Annotated in this window: 22 protein-coding genes; 18 read left to right on the top strand and 4 right to left on the bottom strand. The window is 22.3% G+C overall.

Annotated features, from left to right (window positions below; genetic code table 11):
* The first annotated feature begins 4 nt into the window (after positions 1 to 4).
* Both priA and tyrS read left to right on the top strand, forming a co-directional pair.
* A complete protein-coding gene (priA, locus tag D9V62_RS00605) occupies positions 5 to 2,008 on the top strand; it encodes a primosomal protein N' (RefSeq protein WP_158339887.1) in 2,004 nt (667 codons plus the stop codon).
* A gap of 112 nt (positions 2,009 to 2,120) precedes the next feature.
* Entirely contained in the window at positions 2,121 to 3,395 is a 1,275-nt protein-coding gene (gene tyrS, locus D9V62_RS00610; protein WP_158339888.1) for a tyrosine--tRNA ligase, read from the top strand.
* Positions 3,396 to 3,425: 30 nt separating this feature from the next.
* Here tyrS and D9V62_RS00615 read toward each other — a convergent pair whose 3' ends face one another.
* On the bottom strand, positions 3,426 to 3,809 hold the full coding sequence (locus tag D9V62_RS00615) for an iron-sulfur cluster assembly accessory protein (protein WP_158339889.1): 384 nt from the start codon (positions 3,807 to 3,809) through the stop codon (positions 3,426 to 3,428).
* 210 nt (positions 3,810 to 4,019) lie between these two features.
* On the opposite strand from D9V62_RS00615, the gene ydiK reads away from it, so the two are divergent.
* From ydiK to yajC, 12 genes are all read left to right on the top strand, one after another.
* Positions 4,020 to 5,114: an AI-2E family transporter YdiK gene (ydiK, locus tag D9V62_RS00620; RefSeq protein WP_158339890.1), complete on the top strand. Its 1,095-nt coding sequence runs from the start codon at positions 4,020 to 4,022 to the stop codon at positions 5,112 to 5,114.
* Positions 5,115 to 5,510: 396 nt separating this feature from the next.
* Positions 5,511 to 6,557 (top strand): 3-deoxy-7-phosphoheptulonate synthase, encoded by a 1,047-nt coding sequence (locus tag D9V62_RS00625; RefSeq protein WP_158339891.1) that lies wholly within the window; start codon positions 5,511 to 5,513, stop codon positions 6,555 to 6,557.
* Positions 6,558 to 6,677: 120 nt separating this feature from the next.
* A complete protein-coding gene (gene thrS / locus D9V62_RS00630) occupies positions 6,678 to 8,606 on the top strand; it encodes a threonine--tRNA ligase (protein WP_158339892.1) in 1,929 nt (642 codons plus the stop codon).
* A 3-nt stretch (positions 8,607 to 8,609) separates the two neighbouring features.
* Positions 8,610 to 9,149, top strand: a complete 540-nt coding sequence (gene infC, locus D9V62_RS00635) for a translation initiation factor IF-3 (RefSeq protein WP_158339893.1) — start codon at positions 8,610 to 8,612, stop codon at positions 9,147 to 9,149.
* Between the two features lie 69 nt (positions 9,150 to 9,218).
* Positions 9,219 to 9,416, top strand: a complete 198-nt coding sequence (gene rpmI, locus D9V62_RS00640; protein WP_158339894.1) for a 50S ribosomal protein L35 — start codon at positions 9,219 to 9,221, stop codon at positions 9,414 to 9,416.
* 42 nt (positions 9,417 to 9,458) lie between these two features.
* On the top strand, positions 9,459 to 9,818 hold the full coding sequence (gene rplT / locus D9V62_RS00645) for a 50S ribosomal protein L20 (RefSeq protein WP_158339895.1): 360 nt from the start codon (positions 9,459 to 9,461) through the stop codon (positions 9,816 to 9,818).
* A 202-nt stretch (positions 9,819 to 10,020) separates the two neighbouring features.
* Entirely contained in the window at positions 10,021 to 11,010 is a 990-nt protein-coding gene (gene pheS, locus D9V62_RS00650; RefSeq protein WP_158339896.1) for a phenylalanine--tRNA ligase subunit alpha, read from the top strand.
* A 9-nt stretch (positions 11,011 to 11,019) separates the two neighbouring features.
* A complete protein-coding gene (gene pheT / locus D9V62_RS00655) occupies positions 11,020 to 13,431 on the top strand; it encodes a phenylalanine--tRNA ligase subunit beta (RefSeq protein ID WP_158339897.1) in 2,412 nt (803 codons plus the stop codon).
* A 4-nt stretch (positions 13,432 to 13,435) separates the two neighbouring features.
* Entirely contained in the window at positions 13,436 to 13,738 is a 303-nt protein-coding gene (locus tag D9V62_RS00660; protein WP_158339898.1) for an integration host factor subunit alpha, read from the top strand.
* A gap of 32 nt (positions 13,739 to 13,770) precedes the next feature.
* Complete coding sequence (queA, locus tag D9V62_RS00665; protein ID WP_158339899.1) at positions 13,771 to 14,844, top strand: tRNA preQ1(34) S-adenosylmethionine ribosyltransferase-isomerase QueA; 1,074 nt, start codon at positions 13,771 to 13,773, stop codon at positions 14,842 to 14,844.
* A 39-nt stretch (positions 14,845 to 14,883) separates the two neighbouring features.
* On the top strand, positions 14,884 to 15,987 hold the full coding sequence (gene tgt, locus D9V62_RS00670) for a tRNA guanosine(34) transglycosylase Tgt (RefSeq protein ID WP_158339900.1): 1,104 nt from the start codon (positions 14,884 to 14,886) through the stop codon (positions 15,985 to 15,987).
* Positions 15,988 to 16,025: 38 nt separating this feature from the next.
* Positions 16,026 to 16,382 (top strand): preprotein translocase subunit YajC, encoded by a 357-nt coding sequence (gene yajC / locus D9V62_RS00675; protein ID WP_158339901.1) that lies wholly within the window; start codon positions 16,026 to 16,028, stop codon positions 16,380 to 16,382.
* A 22-nt stretch (positions 16,383 to 16,404) separates the two neighbouring features.
* On the opposite strand, the gene glyS is transcribed toward yajC, so the two are convergent.
* Both glyS and glyQ read right to left on the bottom strand, forming a co-directional pair.
* Entirely contained in the window at positions 16,405 to 18,471 is a 2,067-nt protein-coding gene (gene glyS / locus D9V62_RS00680; RefSeq protein WP_261979503.1) for a glycine--tRNA ligase subunit beta, read from the bottom strand.
* Between the two features lie 44 nt (positions 18,472 to 18,515).
* Positions 18,516 to 19,385, bottom strand: coding sequence for a glycine--tRNA ligase subunit alpha (gene glyQ, locus D9V62_RS00685; RefSeq protein ID WP_158339903.1), 870 nt, complete (start codon positions 19,383 to 19,385; stop codon positions 18,516 to 18,518).
* Between the two features lie 126 nt (positions 19,386 to 19,511).
* Between glyQ and folE the strand changes: the two genes are divergently transcribed.
* The 3 genes from folE (at position 19,512) to rplY (ending at position 21,502) form a co-directional block, all read left to right on the top strand.
* Positions 19,512 to 20,174: a GTP cyclohydrolase I FolE gene (folE, locus tag D9V62_RS00690; protein WP_158339904.1), complete on the top strand. Its 663-nt coding sequence runs from the start codon at positions 19,512 to 19,514 to the stop codon at positions 20,172 to 20,174.
* A gap of 149 nt (positions 20,175 to 20,323) precedes the next feature.
* Positions 20,324 to 21,166 (top strand): deoxyribonuclease IV, encoded by an 843-nt coding sequence (nfo, locus tag D9V62_RS00695; protein WP_158339905.1) that lies wholly within the window; start codon positions 20,324 to 20,326, stop codon positions 21,164 to 21,166.
* Positions 21,167 to 21,217: 51 nt separating this feature from the next.
* Entirely contained in the window at positions 21,218 to 21,502 is a 285-nt protein-coding gene (gene rplY / locus D9V62_RS00700) for a 50S ribosomal protein L25 (RefSeq protein WP_158339906.1), read from the top strand.
* 49 nt (positions 21,503 to 21,551) lie between these two features.
* Here the strand turns inward: rplY and D9V62_RS00705 are convergent, their stop codons facing one another.
* On the bottom strand, positions 21,552 to 22,310 hold the full coding sequence (locus D9V62_RS00705; RefSeq protein WP_158339907.1) for a DedA family protein: 759 nt from the start codon (positions 22,308 to 22,310) through the stop codon (positions 21,552 to 21,554).
* Positions 22,311 to 22,604: 294 nt separating this feature from the next.
* On the opposite strand from D9V62_RS00705, the gene D9V62_RS00710 reads away from it, so the two are divergent.
* A complete protein-coding gene (locus D9V62_RS00710) occupies positions 22,605 to 23,897 on the top strand; it encodes a peptidylprolyl isomerase (protein WP_158339908.1) in 1,293 nt (430 codons plus the stop codon).
* Positions 23,898 to 23,976: the final 79 nt, after the last annotated feature.

The following is a 23,976-nucleotide window of genomic DNA, read 5'->3' on the forward strand; positions in this document are numbered from 1 at the left end:
ATAAGTGATTATTATAGACGTTATTTTACCTTTTTCAATTAGATCTTATTTTAGTTATATATTACCATATTCAAAAACTCCTATAATCGGTACTCGTGTTGTTGTACCTTTTAATTCAAAAAATGTTATAGGTATTGTAGTTGCATTTAATCATAAAGAAAATGCAAAACATTTTAATTTTAAATTTGTTAAATGTATTATTGATCATCAACCGATTTTTAATGCTTCATTATTAAATACTTTAACATGGGTTAGTAAGTACTACTATTATCCTATAGGAAGTATATTTTTTTCAATTTTACCAAATGTTTTAAAATCTAAAAATATAGAAGTAGATGAAAATATTAATAATTTTTTTTTAAATAAAAATATAAGTAAAATAGATCAATTTAAAACAAATAAAAAATTTTTTTTAAATAAAAAAATTTTATTACAAATAAGTAAAATTATAATTAAAAATTCTTTTGCATCTTGGTTAATATCAGAAATTAATTTGTATATAAAGATTAAATTTTATTTAGGATTAATTGAACAAATTTTAAAGAAAAATTTACAAATTTTAATTATTGTACCTTTTGAAAAATATATATATAAAATACTATTTTTTTTAAAACAGTATTTTAATGTTCCTATTGATATTATTCATTCCGATTTAACTGATGAAACATTTTTTAAAGTATGGATTAATACTAAAAATAATCAAAATTCTATTATTATAGGAACAAAAAAGAGTATTTTTTTTCCTTTTTTACAATTAGGCTTAATTATTATCTATGAAGAGCATAATGTAACTTATAAACATGTAGATAAATTTAAATGTAATGTTAGAGATATAGCAATATTTCGAGCATATAAAGAAAATATACCTATTATTTTAGATTCAAAAACTCCTTCTTTAAAAACGTTATATAATATTATGCATAAAAAATTTTTTTGGATAAGTTTATCTCAAAAAAATAGTTCTTTAATGTTAAAATATCAAATTATTGATATAAAAAAAGAAAAAATAAGGGTCGGTTTATCAGATACATTAATTTATGAAATTTTTGAAAATATAAAAAAAAATTTTTCAGTGCTGTTAATTTTTCATCCATCTGATTTTATTTTTTTAGGTCTTATTTGTCGTCATTGTAATTGGATTCCTAAATGTAATGTTTGCAATGATTACTATGAAATTAATAAATATAATAATATTGCATTTTGTAGAAATTGTTTAATTAATTTTAAAAAACCTACGTTTTGTTATAATTGTAATTTTTTTCCATTAACTACATTAAATTTTGGTATAAAAAAAATAAAAAAAAATTTTAAAAAAATATTTCCTAATATATCACTGTTGTTTTTAATAAATTTAAAAGATATTAAAAGAAAACAATTAAATTCACAACTTTTTAATTTTTCTATTGTGCATTCAGGAATTATTATTAGTACAGAAAAAATAGTTCAAAATTATTATTTTCCTAATGTAGAATTAATTGGTTTAGTCAATATTGACTATTATTTGTTTTCTTTAAAGTTTTATAATATTGAGTATTTTTATCAGTTTTATTTGAATCTAGTTAATTTAACGCAAAAAAATTCTAAATTTTTAAATATATTTATTCAAACAACAATTCCTCACAATAAATATTTAATAAATATATGCAATGAAAAATATTTTTTTTGTGCTCGTAATCTATTATATTTAAGAAAAAAATTTTTGTTACCTCCATGGAATTGTCAAGTTATTTTATATTGTCAAAGCAAAAATTTTAGAAAAACTTATAATTTTTTAAAATTTATATATACTTTATTAAAAAACGAATCTAAAAAAGATAATGTTTTATTATGGTTTGTAGGTCCTGATCCTGTTTTTTATAACACTCAAAAAAAATGCTTTTATAAATTATTAATACAATGTTCTTCACGTATTTATTTGCAAAAAATATTACGAATTTCACTTGAAATTTCAAAACATTTTTCTATATTTAATTGTGTAAAATGGTTTATAGATTTTGATATTAATTAATCTTAATTAAATAAAAATTTTATATATTTTATATTATTGAAGTTCAAAAGAAATTAGAATAAACTATTTACATAGTTTAAATTTTTTATTTTAAAAAAATAAGGTTTTTTTTATGAATCATGCTAATTTAGTTGACGAATTAAAACAACGAAATTTAATATCTCATATCACAAACGAAAATTTATTAAAAAAAAATATTGATAATAATTTTATTTCACTGTATTGCGGATTTGATCCTACTGAAGATAGTTTACATGTAGGTCATCTTTTACCTTTAATTACTCTTAAAAGATTTCAAATGAAAGGTCATACACCTATTGTTTTAATTGGAGGAGCTACAAGTCTTATTGGTGATCCTAGTTTTAAAGAAAAAGAACGTGTATTAAATTTTGATAATAAAATTGATGTATGGACAAATAAAATAAGTAAACAAATATCTTATTTTTTAGATTTTAATTGCGCATCAAATAAAGCAGTTATATTAAATAATAAAACATGGTTTGAAAAAATTAACATCTTGTCATTTTTACGTGATATTGGTAAACATTTTTCAGTTAATACTATGATTAATAGAGAAGCAGTAAAACAACGTATCAAAAGATTAGATCAAGGTATTTCTTTCACAGAATTTTCATATAATTTATTACAAGCATATGATTTTTTTATATTAAATAAAAAAAAACAAGTATCCCTGCAAATAGGAGGTTCAGATCAATGGGGCAATATTTCAGCAGGTATGCACTTAATAAATCGAATTTCTAAAAAAGAAGTTTATGGTTTAACACTGCCTTTATTAATACAATCTAATGGTGTTAAATTTGGAAAAACAGAATCTGGAACTATTTGGTTAGACGCTAAAAAAACAACTCCGTATAAATTTTATCAGTTTTGGAAAAACATAGAAGATTCTAATGTTTATAATTTTTTAAGATTATTTACCTTTTTAGACTGTAATGAAATTAATCAAAGAGAAATCAATAAATATAAAAATAATCAAATTATTAATGATAAATCTTATTTATCTAAGTATATGACTCATTTAGTGCATGGTGAAGAAAATTTACTAGCTGCTGAAAGAATTACAAATATTCTTTTTCTAAAAAATATTAATGAGATAAAAAAATCTGATTTACAGCAATTAAAAAAAGATGGAATACCTTCTATCGAAGTATATCAAATAAAAGATTTACAGGATGCATTAGTACTATGCTCGTTAGCAGATTCTCGAACACAAGCAAAAAACATGATAATATCTAATTCTATATCTATTAATACCAATAAAATTACAAATAAAAATCATGTTTTTCATAATAATGAAAAATTATTTGATCAATTTACTTTACTTTCAAGAGGTAAAAAAAATCATTGTCTTATATATTGGAAGTAAATTATATATTACAACATATTAATTTAATCATTAATTGATTGAAAAACTCTCCCCACAACCACAAAATTTTTCTAATTTAGGATTATAAAATTTAAATGTTTTATTAATATTATTTTTGATAAAATCAATTTTAATACCATCTAAAAATGGTATATCTTTTTTAGAAATTTGTATTAAAATAGTTCCATAAAAAAAAATTATATCATCTTCCTTTTGTGACATTTCTTTATTAATTAATTCCATAATATATCGAAAACCTGCACATCCAGATTTTTTTATACTCAGTTTTATACCTTTATTTGCTATATCTAGATTAATTAAAAATAGTATTTGTTTTATAGCACTTTCAGTAATTTTGATTCCTTTCCATTTATATTTATTTAATAAATAAGTATTTTCTTGTTTTTTTTTCATTTTTTTCTTTATTACCTTTGATAATAAGAATATTCTTTAAATAATAATTAATTTTATGTTTATATATCTTTTAGTGTAAAGTTCAGTTTTTTCTTTCATTGTTTGTAAAAATTTGATGTTATAATTTTTTAATAATAGAATTTTTAATTATTTTTTATTTGTCATCTGTAATGTAAAGATGTTTATAAAATATTGAGGTGAAACAATTATATGCAAAATCCAAAAGAAAAAGTGGATTTATCGCAGTTTATTTTATCATTAATATTTATTATTGCTATAAGCATTACAAGTTTTTTAACAATAAAACCGTTTATATTAGGATTTTTATGGGCTAGTACAATTGTTATTGCAACTTGGCCTATTATGTTAAAGATACAAAAATTTTTAGGAGGTAGACGTTTTATTGCTGTTTTTACTATGATTGTTATTTTATTATTATTATTTATTATTCCTATAGTACTTTTAGTCAATAGTTTAATTGCAACAAGTATTCCTTTTTTTCATTGGTTTAGTTCTAATACCTTAGATTTTCCAGAATTAATTTGGCTTCGAGATATACCACTTATTGGAAAAAAAATTTTTATTAGCTATCAAGAATTATTAGATAGTGATGGAGCCGAATTAATTAAAGAAGTTAGACCTTATATGGGTCGTACTACAGAATTTTTTATAATTCAAGCTAAAAAGTGTGGATTATTTATAATACACTTAGTTGTAATGTTGTTATTTAGTATTTTACTTTATTGGAATGGTGAAAAAATTAGTAATTTAATTCATCAATTTGCATTTCGTATTAATTCTAAAAATGGAGATGCTATTGTTTTACTTGCAGTTCAAGCTATTAGATCTGTTGCATTGGGAGTTGTAGTAACAGCTTTAATCCAGGTTTTTTTATCTGGAATAGGTTTATTAATTTCAGGTATTCCATATTGGACTTTATTAATGATTTTAATTGTTTTCTCTTGTTTAATACAATTAGGTCCATTGCCGATTTTAATACCATCTATTATATGGTTTTATTGGAATAGTAATACTACATGGGGTACATTATTGTTAATTTGGAGTTTTTTTGTATTCATATTAGATAATATACTTCGTACTTTTTTTATACGAATGGGATCTGATTTGCCAACTTTTTTAATTTTTTTAGGTGTTATAGGTGGTTTTTTAACTTTTGGAATGATTGGTTTATTTGTTGGACCAGTAGTATTAGTAATATTATATAGATTAATAATATCTTGGATACATGGTATTTCTATCAATTCATTGTTAAATAATACAAATATAAAATCAAAAATTAATTAATATTATATTAAATTAATAGTATTATAATTTTTAAACTTTGAATTATAAAATATATTAGTTTATATAATATAAAGATAGAATAAGTACTTTTAAAATATAAATAAAAGATTATGATATGATAAAAAATAATTTAATTATCTTTAATATTTACTGAACAGAATATTGATAATCTTGTATAATTATATTATTTTTAGAATGTTATCTTCATTTTCTTTCCTATTTTAAGCTTTTTTTATTATATTTAAAGTATACTATTATACTTATTTCATCTAATATTATAATGTTTTTTTTATATTTAAAATATATTAGAGATAAGTTTTTGATTAATTAGTTTATCGTGATTTTTATCACATTTTGATATTCTTTTTAGGATAAAAAATTCGTTTAGAGAATAAAATGAAAAAAACAGATGAACTACGTACAATACGAATTGATCCATTAATAACTCCTTCTGAATTAGCAAAAAAATATGCTATTACTTCAGATATTATGGATAATGTTATTATAACAAGACAAAATATTGCTCGAATTATGACCGGTGAAGATTTACGTTTACTTGTTGTCATAGGTCCATGTTCTGTTCATGATCCTATAGCTGCAGTTGAATATGCTCATCGATTATATGAATTACGTAAACAATATCAAGATCGTCTTGAAATTATAATGCGTACATATTTTGAAAAACCAAGAACAGTAGTAGGTTGGAAAGGATTGATTTCAGATCCAGACTTAGATGGTAGTTTTCGAGTAAATCATGGTCTTTCTGTTGCTCGAAAATTATTATTAGATATAAATACATTGGGAATGCCTGCCGCAACAGAATTTTTAGATATAGTAGTAGGTCAATTTATTGCAGATTTAATTAGTTGGGGAGCTATTGGAGCAAGAACTACTGAAAGTCAAATTCATAGAGAAATGGCTTCTGCGCTTTCATGTCCAGTAGGTTTTAAAAATGGAACTGATGGAAATATACGTATCGCCATTGATGCTATAAGAGCTGCACAAGCTCGTCATTTGTTTTTTGCGCCAAATAAAAACGGACAAATGACTGTTAATCATACTAGTGGAAATCCATATGGACATATTATTATGAGAGGTGGTCGAACTCCTAATTATCACGCTAAAGACATTGATTTGGCAATAAAAAGTTTACGTGAATTTAATCTAATAGAACATTTAATGATTGATTTTAGTCATGGTAATTGTTTAAAAGAACATATTCGTCAAAAAAATGTTGCTACATCTGTTTCAAGTCAAATTGCTTCAGGATCAAAAAATATATTTGGTGTCATGATTGAAAGTTTCTTGGAAGAAGGTTTTCAAAAAGTATCAAAAGATCAACCATTAATATATGGGAAATCAATTACTGATGCGTGTTTAAATTGGAAAGATAGTGTTTTACTTATTAAACAATTGGCAGATGCAGTAGATACTCGTTTTTAGCTTATATGCTAGTCAAAGTTTTGACTAGCATGTCTTTATTTGATGAAATAAATTCAATTTTATAAAATTAAAATTTTTATAAATTATTAACAAATATTTTTAAATAAAAGGTATATCAGAATGCCTGTAATACAATTTTGTGATGGAAGTAAAGAAATTTACAAGCATTCTATTTCATTACAAGAAATTTTAAAATGTAAAAATATTAATATAAATCAATCTCTTATCGCTATTTCTGTTAACGGTGATTTTGCAAATTTAAATACTGTAATTACAGAAGACGCTTCTATATCGTTTATTAATAAAAAAGATCTTTATGCATTAAATATTATTAGATGTTCATGTATACAACTTTTAAATTATTCAATTAAAACAATATGGCCATTATGTAAAATCGTAGAAAGTAAAATTACAAGCAATGGTTTTTATTGTGATATAGATATAAAAAATAGAATTTTAGAAAAAGATCTTGTTTTAATAGAAAAAAAAATGAAAACTTTTTTACATAAAAAATATGATATTTTAAATAAAAAAGTTTCTTTTAATCAAGCGTTAAAAGAATTTGAAGAAAGGTTAGAGACATATAAAATTAATTTTATAAAAACCAATTTTTTAAAAAATGATATAATCTCTTTATATTATCATGAAAATTATATAGATTTTGATATTGGTATGCAGACTTTTAATATAAAATTTTGTAAACATTTTAAATTGCAGAAAATTGGAGGTGTATACTGGAAAGGTGATAATCAAAATCAAATGTTGCAGCGCATTTATGGTACTGCTTGGTTGAACAAAGAAGAATTAGATAAACATTTAATTTATATTAGTGAAGTAGTAAAAAGAGATCATAGAAAAATTAATAAATATTTAAAATTATATCATATGCAAGATGAATCTCCTGGTATGGTTTTCTGGCATAATAATGGTTGGATTATCTTTAATGAACTAGAAAATTTTGTTCGAGAAAAATTAAAAGAATATAAATATAAAGAAGTAAAGACGCCGTTATTAATAGATAAATCAATATGGGGAAAAAGCGGTCATTGGGATAATTACAAGGATGCTATTTTTACTACTTCATCAGAAAATAGAGAATATTGTATTAAACCTATGAATTGTCCTGGGCATGTTCAAATTTTTAATATTGGATTAAAATCTTATCGAGATTTACCTATTCGTATGGCGGAATTCGGAAGTTGTCATAGAAATGAATTTTCAGGAGCTTTGCATGGTCTTATGAGAGTTCGAAATTTTACTCAAGATGATGCTCATATATTTTGTACTCACGAACAAATACATTCTGAAATAAATAATTGCATTAAAATGATATATGATTTATATGGTATATTTAATTTTAAGAAAATTATAGTAAAATTTTCTACTCGACCAAAAAAACGTATTGGTAATGATGTAATTTGGGATAAAGCAGAAAAAGATTTATCTGATTCCTTAAAAGAAAATAATTTAGAATTTGAATATCAATTAGGAGAAGGTGCTTTTTACGGTCCTAAAATTGAATTTATTTTACAAGATTCTTTAGATCGACATTGGCAATGTGGAACAATTCAGTTAGACTTTTATTTACCAATTCGTTTAAATGCATTTTATATTAATGAACATAACGAAAAAAGTACTCCTATAATAATTCATCGAGCTATATTAGGTTCGATTGAACGTTTTATTGGGATATTAATAGAAGAATGTTCTGGTAAATTACCTACATGGTTAGCTCCAATACAAGTTGTAATAATTAGTATTAAAAATATTCATTCAATTTATGTGAATAAAATAGTTAAAAAATTTAACCTTTTAAATATTCGTGTCGAATCAGATTTAAGAAATGAAAAAATAGGTCTTAAAATTCGAGAACATACTTTACGTCGAATTCCATATATATTAATTTGTGGTGAAAAAGAAATTCAATCTAATAAAGTTTCCGTTAGAAGTAGGAATGGAAATAATTTTGGAATTGTAGATATTGATTTATTTATTAAAAAACTACAAAAAGAAATATTTACTCGTAGTTTTTTTCAAATGGAGGATTAAGGTATTAAAGTCGGAAAAAGAACTCAATTAACAAGGCCAAATCGTATTAATAACGAAATTCGTTCAGTTAAAGTTCGTCTTACAGATGTTAAAGGCGATCAAATGGGCATAGTTACTTTACGTGAAGCTTTAGAAAAATCTGAATCGTTAGGATTAGATTTAGTAGAAATCAGCCCTAATGCAGAGCCTCCAGTTTGTCGTATTATGGACTATGGAAAATTTCTTTATGAAAAAAGTAAATCTTCTAAAGAACAGAAAAAAAAACAAAAAGTCATTCAAGTAAAAGAAATTAAATTTCGTCCTGGAACTGATGAAGGAGATTACCAAGTTAAACTGCGTAATTTAATTCGTTTTTTAGAAGATGGTGATAAAGTTAAAATTACTTTACGATTTAGAGGTCGTGAAATGGCTCATCAAAAAATAGGTGTAAATGTATTAAATAGAGTTAAAAATGATTTAATTGAACTAGCTACTATTGAATCATTTCCATCTAAAATTGAAGGTCGTCAAATGATTATGATATTAGCACCAAAGAAAAAATAGCAATTTTTGACTAAACGTGTTCAAAAATAAATATATAATTAATTTTTTATAATTTAAAAGAAACATTGTATGCCAAAAATTAAAACTTTAAAAAGTGCAGCAAAACGTTTTAAAAAAACTGCATCTGGTAAATTTAAACGTAAACAAGCAAATTTACGTCATATTTTAACAAAAAAAACAACAAGTAAAAAACGTCATCTTCGTCCTAAGATTTTAGTATCAAAAGGAGATATAGACAAAGTGAAGTCATTTTTACCTTATATATAAAATTTATTTTTACTAACATTGTGTGAACAGGAGAGCATATCAATGGCTCGTGTGAAACGTGGTGTGACTGCTCATGCTCGTCATAAAAAAGTTTTAAAACAAGCAAAAGGTTATTATGGAGCTCGTTCCCGTATTTATAGAGTAGCATGTCAAGCAGTAATAAAAGCTGGTCAATACGCTTATCGTGATAGACGTCAAAGAAAAAGACAATTTCGTAAATTATGGATTACAAGAATCAATGCTGCAGTTCGTCAAAGTCAAATTTCTTATAGCAAGTTTATATATGGATTAAAAAAAGCTTCTATTAATATTGATCGTAAAATATTATCTGATATTGCAATATTTGATAAATCTACATTTAATATTTTAGTACAAAAATCAAAAGAAGCTTTACTTGTATAATAAATTATTTTTTATAAACCAAGAAGGGGAAATTCATCTCCCCTCTATTTAAATAATAGTTAAATTTTTATTTTAGATAAAATTATTAATGTATTTATATTTTTATATATTTAAAAATTCAATAAAACAAGCTTCCTTTATGGAAGCTTTTTAATATTTTAATAATATAAGTTTTAATAAAAACATAGAGAAAGAGTTAATAATGTTAATGTTAGAAAAATTATGGAATGTTATTAAAAATGAAATTAATAGTTCTCATAGTATAGAGATATTAGATGGAATAAAAATTAAATACTTAGGAAAAAATGGAATTTTTAATAATTATATAAAAAAAATAAAAAATTTTTCTTTTGAAGAAAAAAAAAAATACAGTATTATTCTTAATACAATTAAAAAAAAAACAATATCTAAAATTCATATAAAAAAAAATGAATTAAATAAATTAATTTTTGAAAAACGTATTCAAAAAGAAAAAATTGATATATCTTTACCAGGTCGTTATATTAAAAACGGTTCTATTCATCCTATAAATTATAGTATTAGTTGTATACAACATTTTTTTTATAAATTAGGATTTGAATCAATTAATGGTTTTGAAATAGAAGATGAATATCATAATTTTGATGCATTAAACATACCTAAAAATCATCCTGCACGTGATAATCATGATACCTTTTGGCTAGATAAAAATAGATTGTTAAGAACTCAAACTTCTACTATGCAGATTCGTATGATGAAATCAGAGAAACCTCCAATGCGATTTATTTTTCCTGGAAAGGTTTATCGAAACGATTATGATTCTACTCACACACCTATGTTTCATCAAGTAGAAGGTTTAATAGTTGAAAAAAATATTAATTTTTCTAATTTAAAATGGATTATATATAATTTTATATATAATTTTTTTAATAAAAAAATACCTCTAAGATTTCGTCCTTCCTATTTTCCCTTTACTACTCCTTCAGCCGAAGTTGATGTTATGACGGATTCTAAAAAATGGTTAGAAATTTTAGGTTGTGGAATGGTTCATCCATCGGTTCTAAAAAACGTTAATATTAATCCAGAGATTTATTCTGCTTGTGCATTTGGATTGGGAGTAGAGCGAATGACCATGTTACGTTATGGAATTTCTGATATTCGATCTTTTTTTGAGAATGACTTCAGATTTATAAAACAATTTAAATATATTTAGTGAGATAAAATGAAATTTAGTGAAAAATGGTTACTTGAATGGATTAATCCTAAAATAGATAGTATTACTTTAACTCAACAAATTATCAATTCTGGTATAGAAATCGAATCTATTGATACACTTTTTCCTTCATTTAAAAATGTAGTAGTCGGTGAAATAATTTCTTGTATGATACATCCTACATTAAATAATTTAAAAATAGTGAAAGTAGATATAGGGAAAAAAAAGTTATTAAATATTTTATGTAAAGCATTAAATTGTCGAAATAAAATAAAAGTCGCAGTAGCTACTATTGGCAGTATATTGAATAATAATGTAAAAATTAATTTAAAAAAAATTTATGATCAAGAATCAGAAGGAATGCTATGTTCTTTTTTTGAATTAGGTTTATTTGATTCCAATAATAGTGAAATTATTGAATTTCCTGAAAATACACCAATAGGAATTAATGTTAATGATTATTTATTATTAGAAGATAATTTAATAAAAGTAAATGTTACGCCTAATCGACCAGATGGATTAAGTATTATAGGAATAGCTCGTAATATAGCTGTTATAAATAATATAGAAATGACTCCATTAAAAGATAAAAGTAATCCAATTACAATTAAAAAACAATTTCCAATTTATGTTAATACTCAAAACACAGATATTAATTGTTTTGGAAGATTAATTGAAAACATAAATGTTAATATTAAAACGCCATTTTGGATGAAAAAAAAGTTATTTATGTCTGAAATGTTATCTGACAATATAATAATGAATATTATTAATTATGTTTTAATTGAAATTGGTCAACCTTTAAATGTATTAAATTCAGATATAATAGATAGCTTTATTCAAATTAAAACAACTACTAAAAAAGAAATTTTGAATTTAAAAGATAATTTTCAATTAATTTTAGATAAAAATACACTTATCTTTTCCGATAAATCAAAGATATTATTTATTCCTGGTAATTTAAATTCTCATTGTTTAGAAATAGATAACAATACTAAAAATATATTTTTGATTTCATATTTAGTAGATCGAGAATCTCTTTTTAATATTACTAAAAAAGTTGGTTTTAATAAAATTCTTAATTACCATAATTATGGTATTGATTTTTCTCTTCAAAAATATGCAATAGAATACGCGACAAACTTAATCCTTCAAATATGTGGTGGAAATGCAGGATTGATTACCGATTATATAGATAATTCGCACTTAAAATGTATAAATAAGATTAAATTATATTATAAGAATATTAATAAAATAGTTGGTTTTTTTATTGATTCTAAAATTATTTTAAATATTCTCTTACGTCTTAAATATAAAATAGAAGATAAAAAAAATTATTTATATGTTACACCTCCTACTTGGAGATTTGATATATTAATAGAAGAAGATGTTATAGGTGATATTATTCGTGTATATGATTATAATAAAGTTCCATTAATTCCATTAAAAGAAAATTTTAATTTTAGTGTTTATAAACATCAAAACGATTCTAAAAAAGATTATATATTATATCAATTATCGACATTGCTTACACATAGAGGTTATTATGAAGTAATTACTTATCCATTTATTGATCCAATTTTACAAAATGATATTTTATCAACGAATGGTAAAGAATTATTTATTTCTAATCCTATTTCTAAAGATCTTTCTTGTATGCGTATATCATTATGGCCAGGTCTTCTTAAAACTCTTACTTATAATAAAAATAGAAAACAAGATAGTATTCGTTGTTTTGAACGAGGGTTATGTTTTTTAATAGATAATCAAAAAATTCTCGGAGTTAATCAACAAATGTTTTTAGGAGGAGTTATTAGTGGTTTTAGTGATAAAGAAAATTGGTTTTCTCAGAGAAGAAAAATAGATTTCTATGATTTAAAAGGCGATATAGAATCTATATTAGAATTCATATGTGATACAGATAGTTTCGAAATAAAAAATAGAAATGTATCAGGATTACATCCAAATCAAAGTGCTCAAATTTTTTTAAATAATGAGTTTATTGGTAGTTTTGGTAAAATACATCCAATTTTAGAAAAAAAATTAGATTTACATAATAATACGTTTTTATTTGAATTACTAATTGATAAAATTTTCGACGTAAAAAAACTTAAAGATTTTAAAATAGAAGAGTATTCAAAATTCCCAAGTAGTCGTCGTGATATTTCAATACTAATATCAGAAAATATTCCCTATTCTGATATTATAAAAGTATGTAAAAATTGTTTGTTAAATAAACAAATAGAAATTAATATATTTGATATTTATTCATGTAAAAATTTTTCTAATAAAAAGAGTTTAGGTATTAGTTTTACTTTTCAAGATGAAAGAAAAACTTTAAAAGAAAATGAAATTAATTTAATGCTTGATTATTGTATAAAAACATTAATAGATAAATTTCAAATTATTTTAAGGAAGTAAACTTATGGTACTAACAAAAGCTAAAATTTCAGAAAATTTATTTGAAAAATTAAAATTGACTAAACGTGAATCAAAAGCATTCGTAGAATTTTTTTTTGAAGAAGTAAGAAAATCTTTAGAAAAAGGAGAAAATGTTAAATTATCTGGATTTGGGAATTTTGAGCTAAAAAATAAAAAAGAACGTCCAGGTAGAAATCCAAAAACAGGAGAAAAAGTAATTATTTCAAAAAGACGAGTTGTTACTTTTAAAGCTGGTCAAAAATTAAAAAATCGTGTTGAACATTGTTTTATAAAAACTAAATATTAATATTTAGTTTAATTTTTTTAAAGAAAAAAAATATGAATCTTAGTAATTTTTCTTTTGAGATACCAAAATCATTAATAGCTTTTTATCCTTCTTGGATACGGAGTCAATGTCGTTTAATGATGATTAATGGTTATACCGGTAAAATAAGTCATGGATTTTTTTATAATATTATAAATGAAATTAATTCTGATGATTTAATTATTTTTAATAATACTGAAGTTATTCCTGCTCGTTTACATGGGATTAAAGAAAGTGGGGGAAAAATTGAAATTTTACTTGAAAAAATATTAAATAATAATAATATTCTTGCATATATTAAATCATCAAATCCAGTTAAAATTAATTCTCATCTTTTTTTTGGAAAATACAATGAAATTCGAGGTTCTATAATTAGTTATAGAAATCCATTTTATGAAATTAAATTTAACAATCAGAAAGTTTCATCTATTTATATTTTTAATAAAATTGGCCATATACCATTACCTCCTTATATTAAAAGAAAAAATATGAAATTAGATGTAAATTTGTATCAAACTATATATAAAAAAAATTTAGGATCTATCGCAGCACCAACTGCAGGTTTACACTTTGATTTGCCTTTATTAGAATCACTATATAAAAAGGGAGTAAATGTAGCTTTTCTAACATTACACATAGGTAGTGGAACGTTTCAACCTATTAGAACGATGCAAATAGAAAAACATATTATGCATTCTGAATGGGTTAATATTTCTTCAGAATTAATCAATAAAATTAAGATATGCAAAAAAAAGGGAGGTCGTGTAATAGCTGTTGGAACTAGTACATTACGTGCTTTAGAAAGTGCATACAATTCAATTTCATGGAATAATTCAGAAAATTATTCACAAAATACTAATATCTTTATATATCCTGGTTATCAACATAATGTTGTTGATGCATTAATTACTAATTTTCATTTTCCTGAATCAACACTAATTATGCTAGTGTCTTCTTTCCTAGGTTATAAAAATACTATTAATGCTTATTATGAAGCAATTAAAAAAAAGTATCGTTTTTTCAGTTACGGAGATGCGATGTATATTACATATAATAAACTGGCTCCTTATGAAAAAATAAAAAATTAAAAGATTGTATTTTAAAAATATTTATTTTATGGGAAAAAAATGAAATTTCAATTAATAAATCAAGAAAAAAAAGCAAGGCATGGAGTTTTTTATTTTAATGAACAACGTATAGAAACTCCTGTTTTTATGCCTGTTGGAACATATGGAACAGTAAAAAGTCTTAGTACTAAAGAAATTAAAAATACTGGAAGTCAAATAATTTTAGCAAATGCATTACATTTATATTTAAGACCGGGATATGATGTAGTGAAATTGCATGGTAATTTACATAATTTTATGAATTGGAACGGACCTATACTTACAGATTCCGGTGGTTTTCAAGTTTTTAGTCTTTCAAAATTTTGTAAAACTAATAAAGAAGGAGTAATTTTTAAAAGTTATATTGATGGTAAAAAATTTTTTTTAACACCTGAACTTTCAATTGAAATTCAATTAAATCTAGGTTCAAATATTATTATGGTTTTTGATGAGTGTATTGCATATACTAAAAACTGGGAAAAGACAAAACATGCCATGGAAAAATCATTAGATTGGTCAAAAAAATGTCGTAGATATTTCGACTTAAACAAAAAAAATAACCATCTTTTATTTGGAATTATTCATGGAGGAATATATCCAAATTTAAGAGATATATCTTTGAATGAATTAATAAAAATGGATTTTGATGGATATGCTTTAGGTGGTTTAGCAGTTGGTGAATCTAAATCAGAAATGTATAATATATTAGATTATATTACTCCAAAAATACCTATAAATAAGCCAAGGTATCTAATGGGTGTAGGAAAACCAGAAGATTTAGTAGAAAGTGTATATCGCGGAGTAGATATGTTTGATTGTGTTCTTCCTACAAGAAATGCAAGAAATGGACATTTGTTTGTAACTAATGGTATAATAAAAATTAGAAATAAAAAATATAAAAAAGATTTATCTGCATTAGATAAAACATGTCTTTGCTATACTTGTAAAAATTATAGTCGATCATATTTACATCATTTAGATTCTTGTAATGAAATTTTAGGAGCTCGTTTAAATACTATACATAATTTGCATTATTATCAAACATTAATGCTAAATATAAGAAATGCAATTAAAGAAAAAAGATTTGATGATTTTATAGTGAATTTTTATAATCAAAAGAAATAATTTTGTATTTATTAATATACATTAAGGAATTTTATAAAATGAATTTTTTTATAGAAAATGCTAATGCTTCAGTTGGTCAACCAATAGAAGGTAGTTCTTATTCTTTAGTTATTATGCTGGTAATTTTTTTATTAATTTTTTACTTCATGCTTTTTCGTCCTCAACAAAAAAAAGAAAAAGAACGAAAAAATCTCATGAAATTAATTACATTAGGTGATGAAGTAATGACAACTAGTGGTTTTTTAGGTCGTGTAAAAGATATCACAGAAAATGAATATGTTTTATTAGAACTAAATGATCAAAATGAAATTTTTATAAAAAAAGATTTTATAGTTTCATTACTTCCTAAAAATACTTTAGAATCTTTAAAAAAACAAATTATTAAAAAAAAATAATCAAATTTATTTTGATAAATATTTAATATAAAAAAGAGAAGTTTGCTATATTAAAAAAAATTTTTTCTACTGTTTTTAATAAAATTAATCTATTATTTTTAATTTCAGCATTATCATGATTTATTTGAACTTGGTTAAAAAAGTTATTTATAGGATTTTCAAATTTTTTTAATCTTAATAAAATTGATTTATATTTTTTTTCTATAAATAATTTTTTTGTATCTTGATTAAAATTATTTATTTCTTCAAATAAGTTTTTTTCTTCTATTTTTTGTATCAAACTGATATTAATTTCAGTGTTGTTTATATATTTTTTATGAGTTTTTAATATATTAGATATTCTTTTAATTATTAAAGTAACTGATTTTAATTCTTCTGTTTTTTTAAAATCTGATATTGCTTTAATTCTCATATCTATATCTAAAATTTCTGTTAATTGACAGGCTAATACTGATTGAATTATTTTAATATCATATTCTTTTTTTTTATAAAAAGATAATAATCTTAATTTAAAAAAATCTATAATTTTATTAGATATAAATACATAATTTAATTTTTCTTTATTATAATTTTTAAGACTATTAAAAATTAAATATTTTAAATCTAAAGACATTTTTTGATGAATAATAATACGTATTATTCCTAATGCAGCTCTTCTTAAAGCAAAAGGATCTTTGTTTGATAATGGTATTTGATTAATTAAAAACATACCACATAAGGTATCTATTTTATCTGCTATTGATAATACAGATCCAATAATACTAGATGGAAGTTTATCTTCAGAAAAAGATGGTAAATATTGTTCTTTTATAGATATAGCAATTTCATGTTTTTCTTGGTTTTTTAAAGCATAATACATCCCAATTGTTCCCTGTAATTCTGGAAATTCACATACCATATCTGTAATAAGATCACATTTTGATAATGTTGCTGATTTTATTAAATCTATCTTATTACTATCATTTGACATTAAACCTACAAGTAATTGTAATCGTATAGTTTTATCATATAATGTACCTAAATGATTATGAAATAAAACTTTTTTTAGTAATGGAAGATAGTCTAATAATTTCATCTTATTATCTTTATTTAAAAAAAATATAATATCATCTATTTTAGCTTTCATAATATTTTCATTTCCTAATATTATCTGATTATTATTTTTTGAATTAATATTAGTTGTAAAAATAAAATATGGTAAAATTTTTTCATTATTATATATTGGAAAACATTTTTGTTGTTTTTCTATAACATAAATTAATATTTCATTAGGTATATATTCAATATATTGTTCTTCAAAAGTAGCTAAAAAACATTTAGGAGACTCTACCATTGAATTTATTTCTTCGAGAAGTGAATAGTTTATTTTTGTGTATCCATTTACTTTATTAGCAATTTCTTTAATTTCTGTCTTAATTATTTTTTTACGAGTTTCATAATCAGCTGTTATATAACTATATTTTAACAAAGAAAATGGATATTCTTGGGCATGATTAAGACAAATATTTTTTTCTTTATAAGAAATATGATTGTGAAGCTTATTTGTAGAATTAACATTAAACATCTTATAATTAATTGTTTGATCATCTAACATCATTAAAATATTTCGAATAGGGCGAAAAAATTTAGTATTATTTTTTTCCCATCGCATTAAGTTTTGAATACTAATTTTTTTTAATGATATTTCTGTTATTTTAGGAAGTAATGTTTCAATATTTTCTTGTTTTTGTTTTATGTAATATGCGAGCCATTCACCTTTTTTATTTTTTAAATAACTTGCTTTGTCTACTTCGATACCAATATGTTTAGCCCAAGAATGTGCAGATTTTGTTGGACTTCCATCTTGATTAAAAGCATATTTTAATGAAGGTCCTTTTTTAAGAATTTTTTTAACATTTTCAGAGATATCAATATCTAAAATTTTTAATGCTAATCTTCTAGGAGTTGCAAAATAATTAACTTTTTTATATTTAATATTATATAACTTTAACTCGCTTATAAAATTTTCATAAAATAAAATAATCAAACGATATAGTATTTTAGCAGGTAACTCTTCTGTTCCTATTTCAACTACAAATGTTTTTTTCATTATTTTTCTCTTTTACATTTAATATAAATCATATTTTAATTGTCTTAGGAATTTAAATATTTTTTTGCAATTTGTTTATTTAATTTTCTAATTTTTAAAATATAATTTTGGCGTTCGCTAGAAGATATTGCTTTTCTTGCATCTAATAAGTTAAATATATGATTGGCTTGTAACATTTTTTCATATGCTACTAATAGTAATGGTTTTTTTAAATTGATTAAATTATTTGCTTCAAGCATATATTTTTCAAAATATTCAAATAATAAATCAATATTTGAATATTCAAAATTATACTTAGATTGTTCTATTTCATTTTGTTTAAAAATATCACCATAAGTGATTGTTTGAAATTTATTTGAATGCCAAATTAAATTATATACATTTGATTGATTTTGCATATGCATTGCTATTCTTTCTAAGCCATATGTAATTTCTATGGTTACAGGATTGCATTCTATTCCGCCAACTTGCTGAAAATAAGTGAACTGAGTAATTTCCATTCCATTAAGCCGTACCTCCCATCCAACTCCCCATGCACCTAAAGTAGGGTTTTCCCAATTATCTTCTATAAAACGTATATCGTTATTTTTTTCATCTATTTTAAGTAAATTTAACGATTCTAAATACATATTTTGAATGTTTTTAACTGGCGGTTTAATAATTACTTGAAATTGATAATAACTTTGTAAACGATTTGGATTTTTTCCATATCTTCCATCAGTTGGTCGTCGACAATATTGTACATAGGCGGCTTTAATGGGTTTAGGGCCGATCGTTCCTAAAAATGTTATATTATGAAATGTACCTGCTCCCATTGGTAAATCTAATGGTTGGAAAATAATACATTCTTGTTCTATCCAGTATTTTTTTAAAATTTGAATTAAATTATAAAAAGTATTGTAATAATTGTTCATTTTATACCTTTAAGAAGAATAGTATTTATACATATATATTATATATAATGATATTTTTAATCTATATATTTTATAGATAAAAAATTGTATATAAAATATAATTTTTTTAATAGGAGAAGTTCAAATATGACTAAAATTAGCAAAGAAGCTAAATTAGCACGTAATGCTTTAATATTAAAAGGATTAGAAAATCCTATTTTAAACGAATACAATGGCATAAAAGAAAAAAAAAGGGAATTGTTAATCGCAAAATATATATATAAAATTATGTATATTTTAAATTTAGATTTAAAAAATGATAGTTTAAAAGACACTCCAACTCGTATATCAAAAATGTATAATTATGAAATTTTTTCAGGTCTAGATTATCAAAACTTTCCTAAAATTACATTAATAGAAAATACCATTAAATCAAATGATATGATTATTGTTCGTGATATAATATTAATGAGTACTTGTGAACATCATTTTATTACTATGCATGGAAAAGCTACTATTGCATATATTCCTAAAGATAAAATTATTGGATTATCTAAAATAAATAGAATTGTTCAATTTTATTCGAAACGACCTCAAATTCAAGAACGTTTAACTAAACAAATATTGGTAGTATTACAAGTTTTATTAAATACTGAAAATGTTGCGATTGTTATTTATATGAATCATTTTTGTGTTAAAGCACGTGGCATTTGTGATGTTAATAGTACAGCTATAACTTCATCTTTACAAGGTGTATTTAAAAATGAAAAAAGTATTCGTGATGAATTTTTTTATAAGAATAATATATAAGAATATATATATTCTATTTATTTGATTGATTAAAATATTATTTCTCAGTATTATATGATTTTAAATTTATAAATATTTTGATATTTAAATAAATTTTTAATAAAATAAAGTTAACATTTAATTCTTTTAAATTTTGTGGAAAAGTGAATATGAAATATATTGGTGCGCATGTTAGTGCTGCAGGTGGTGTAGAAAAAGCAGTTTTTCGAGCGTTTCAATTAAAAGCTACAACTTTTTCATTTTTTACTAAAAATCAGCTTCAATGGTCTACATTTCCATTAAGTAAAATAAATATAGATGATTTCAAAAAAGCTTGTATTAAATATAATTTCTTTTTTGAAAAAATTTTACCTCATAGTAGTTATTTAATTAATTTAGGTCATCCTGATAATAATTTATTAAAAAAATCTCGTATAGCATTTATAGATGAAATAAGACGTTGTGATGAATTAGGTCTACGTTTTTTAAATTTTCACCCAGGTAGTCATTTGAATAAAATATCCGAAATAGATTGTTTATCAAGAATATCTGAATCAATTAATATAGCTTTAGAAAAAACTAAAAATATAATAGCTGTTATAGAGAACACTGCAGGTCAAGGTACTAATGTTGGATATTGTTTTGAGCATTTATCTACAATTATTAATAAAATAGATAATCAATCTAGAGTCGGAGTTTGTCTTGATACTTGTCATTTGTTTGCATCAGGATATGATTTGAGAACAAAAGAAAATTGTAAAAATACCTTTAATAAATTTTTTGATTTAATAGGATTAAAATATTTAAAAGGTTTTCATCTAAATGATTCGAAAAGAGATTTTAATAGCCGTATTGATCGACATGAAAGTTTGGGTTTAGGTAAAATAGGAGTTTTAGTATTTGAATGGATTATGCAAAATAAACATTTTTTTGATATTCCAATGATATTAGAAACGAGCAATCCTAAGATATGGTCGAAAGAAATTGATTGGTTAAAATCGTTAAGAAAATAATACTTATTTTTACTTTTTAAATATATATATTATTATATAAGAGAAAATATCATGTTAATTATCAATGCAGAAATAAGAGATAAAAAAGGAAAAAGTTTTAGTCGAAAATTACGTATTAAAAATAAATTTCCAGCTATTTTATATGGTTTAAATAAAACGCCTATGTCTTTAATATTAGATCATGATCCTGTTTTTAATTTGCAAAAAAAAATAGATTTTTATAATGATATATTAATATTATTGATTAAAGATAAAAAATACAAAGTTAAAGTGCAATGTATACAACGACACGCGTTTAAATTAAAATTGTTGCATATTGATTTTTTATATGTTTAATAACAAATTTTTTTAAAAATAAATTCAAATAATAAAATATAACTATAAATTACAATATAGTCGATAGTACTTGTCTAAAAATTAACATTGTAGGATGAAACTGTATTAATACTAACCCAATAATCCCAAATAATAAAACCGTTAATGCTATGAACCCAATGTTTTTTTGGATAATATTCATGTTATCTTTGTTCTTTATATGTCTTATTTTCCACCATTTTGATGTCAACCATATCCCTATCCAAATTAAAACAGCAATAATTAATAAAAACCATTTAAAATAGTTATTATCGGAATTTGTAGGTATATTAATAGTGATACCTGCAATAATTCCTGGAAAAAAATATACTGGAGGCCATAATATACATCCTATTAAACTAGGTAAAATAAATTTCTTTAATGGTAATTTTAACATACCAGAAACCATAGGAATTAATGGTCTAGTTGGTCCTATAAATCGACCAATTAATATTGTTAACATACTATGTTTATGTAATAATATTTTAGTTTTTTCAAGTATTTTATAGTGTTTTTTTAGAAAAGAAAGATTATGCAACCAGTTTTTAAAGTATAGTCCAACATAATATGACAACCAGTCTCCTAATAAACACCCGATAATTCCGGAAATCCAAGCAGGATAGAAAGGTAATTTTCCATTACCTATAAATGTGCCTAATGTTGCCATTAATACTATTCCGGGAAGTAATAGTCCAACTAATGCAAGAGATTCTAAAAAAGACACTATACCTACTATAAATAGTGAATATATTAAAGAATGTGTTATTAAAGATGTTAACCAATATTCCATAAAATATCCATTAAATTGTTATTTTGTTATATTTATGATAATTTGAAATTAAGTTGTAATATTTTTTAAAATTAAATTTTTTTATTTTATACTTTATATTTTTTTTAAAAAAATCTCAAGAAAATATTTTAAAAAATTTATTTAAATTAAATAAATTCAAAAATTTTTTAATTAAAATTAAAAGATTCTATATTAGAATATCATTATAATATAGAATATCATTATAATATAAAATATCATTTATAATGTAAAAATCATCATAATAAAAAATTTAAAATTTAAAGAAGAATAAAAATGAGAGTATTTTTTATTTTAATTTTCTATGTCTTTTCAAGTTTTTTTTCAAATTGTTTTTCTAAAACTTTAGAAATAGACAAAGTTCTTGCTGTTGTAAATAATCAAGCTATATTAAATAGCGATGTGAACCAAATTCTTTTTTATCTTAAACAAGAAAAAAATATCATTACATTGCCTTTAAAAATTAATTTTTTAAGAGATAAAATATTAGAAAAATTAATTGTAGATACCTTGATTTTAGAAGAAGCAAATAAGTTTAATATTACAGTTTCTGATGCTCAAGTGGATATTATACTTAGAAAGATTGCTTTTAAAAAACATATTACTTTAAAGGAATTAAAAGATAGTATTATATTAAATAACACTAATGATTTTTTTACTTATGAAGATTATATAAATAACTTTAAAAAATCATTAAAAATTAAAATGTTACAAGATTACATATTAAATAATCATATTCATATATCTCAAGAAGAAATATATTATTTATTAAAACAACGAATAGAACAAAGAAATGATTTAAAAAAAATTAATTTAAAATTTATTATTTTACCTTTTTCAAAAATAGAAAATAATAAAACAATTAAAAACAAAAGAACACTAATTAATAATCTTATTAAAATAATTAATGATCATTCTAATTTTGATTACTTTTATGGAATTTTTAAAAAAAATAAAAATATTTTTTTAGTTGAAAATGCATCATCAAAACCTTTAAAGCATTTTAAAGAATTGTTTTGTAATAAAATTCATATTACCCAAAAAAACAAAATATTAGGCCCTATTTTAGGTCCAAAAGGTTTTTATATTATAAAAGTTGATGATATTGAAAATAATAGTTCTAAAAAAATAATAACTGAATTTCATATTCAGCATTGTTTAATACGTCCTTCAATTTATTTAAATAATATACAGGCAAAAAAAGATATTTTTGAAATATACAATAATATAAAAACAAAAAATTATAGTTTTCAATATGCTGTTAAAAATTTATCTCATGATGTTTATTCATCCCATAAAAAAGGTGATTTAGGTTGGATATCAAACAAATCATTTGATGGTGTTTTTAAAAATGTTTTAAAACATTTAAATAAACAAGAAATTAGTAAACCAATTAAATCTAGTATCGGATGGCATATAATTAAATTGTTAGAAAAACGTCAAATAGATGAAACATGGAAAATAGAAAAAGAAAAAATTTATAAAAATTTATTACAACATAAAATAAAAATAGAAAAAACAAATTGGATTAATAAACTTAAACAATTATCATATATAAATATTTTTTAAATATTTAGAAAAGATGTAAATAATCAAGTAATTAAAAAAGTAAATAATGTACTTTTAAAAATTAAAAATTTTATAATAT

The sequence above is a fragment of the Buchnera aphidicola (Aphis helianthi) genome (genome assembly GCF_005083845.1).
Taxonomy (GTDB): domain Bacteria; phylum Pseudomonadota; class Gammaproteobacteria; order Enterobacterales; family Enterobacteriaceae; genus Buchnera; species Buchnera aphidicola_AW.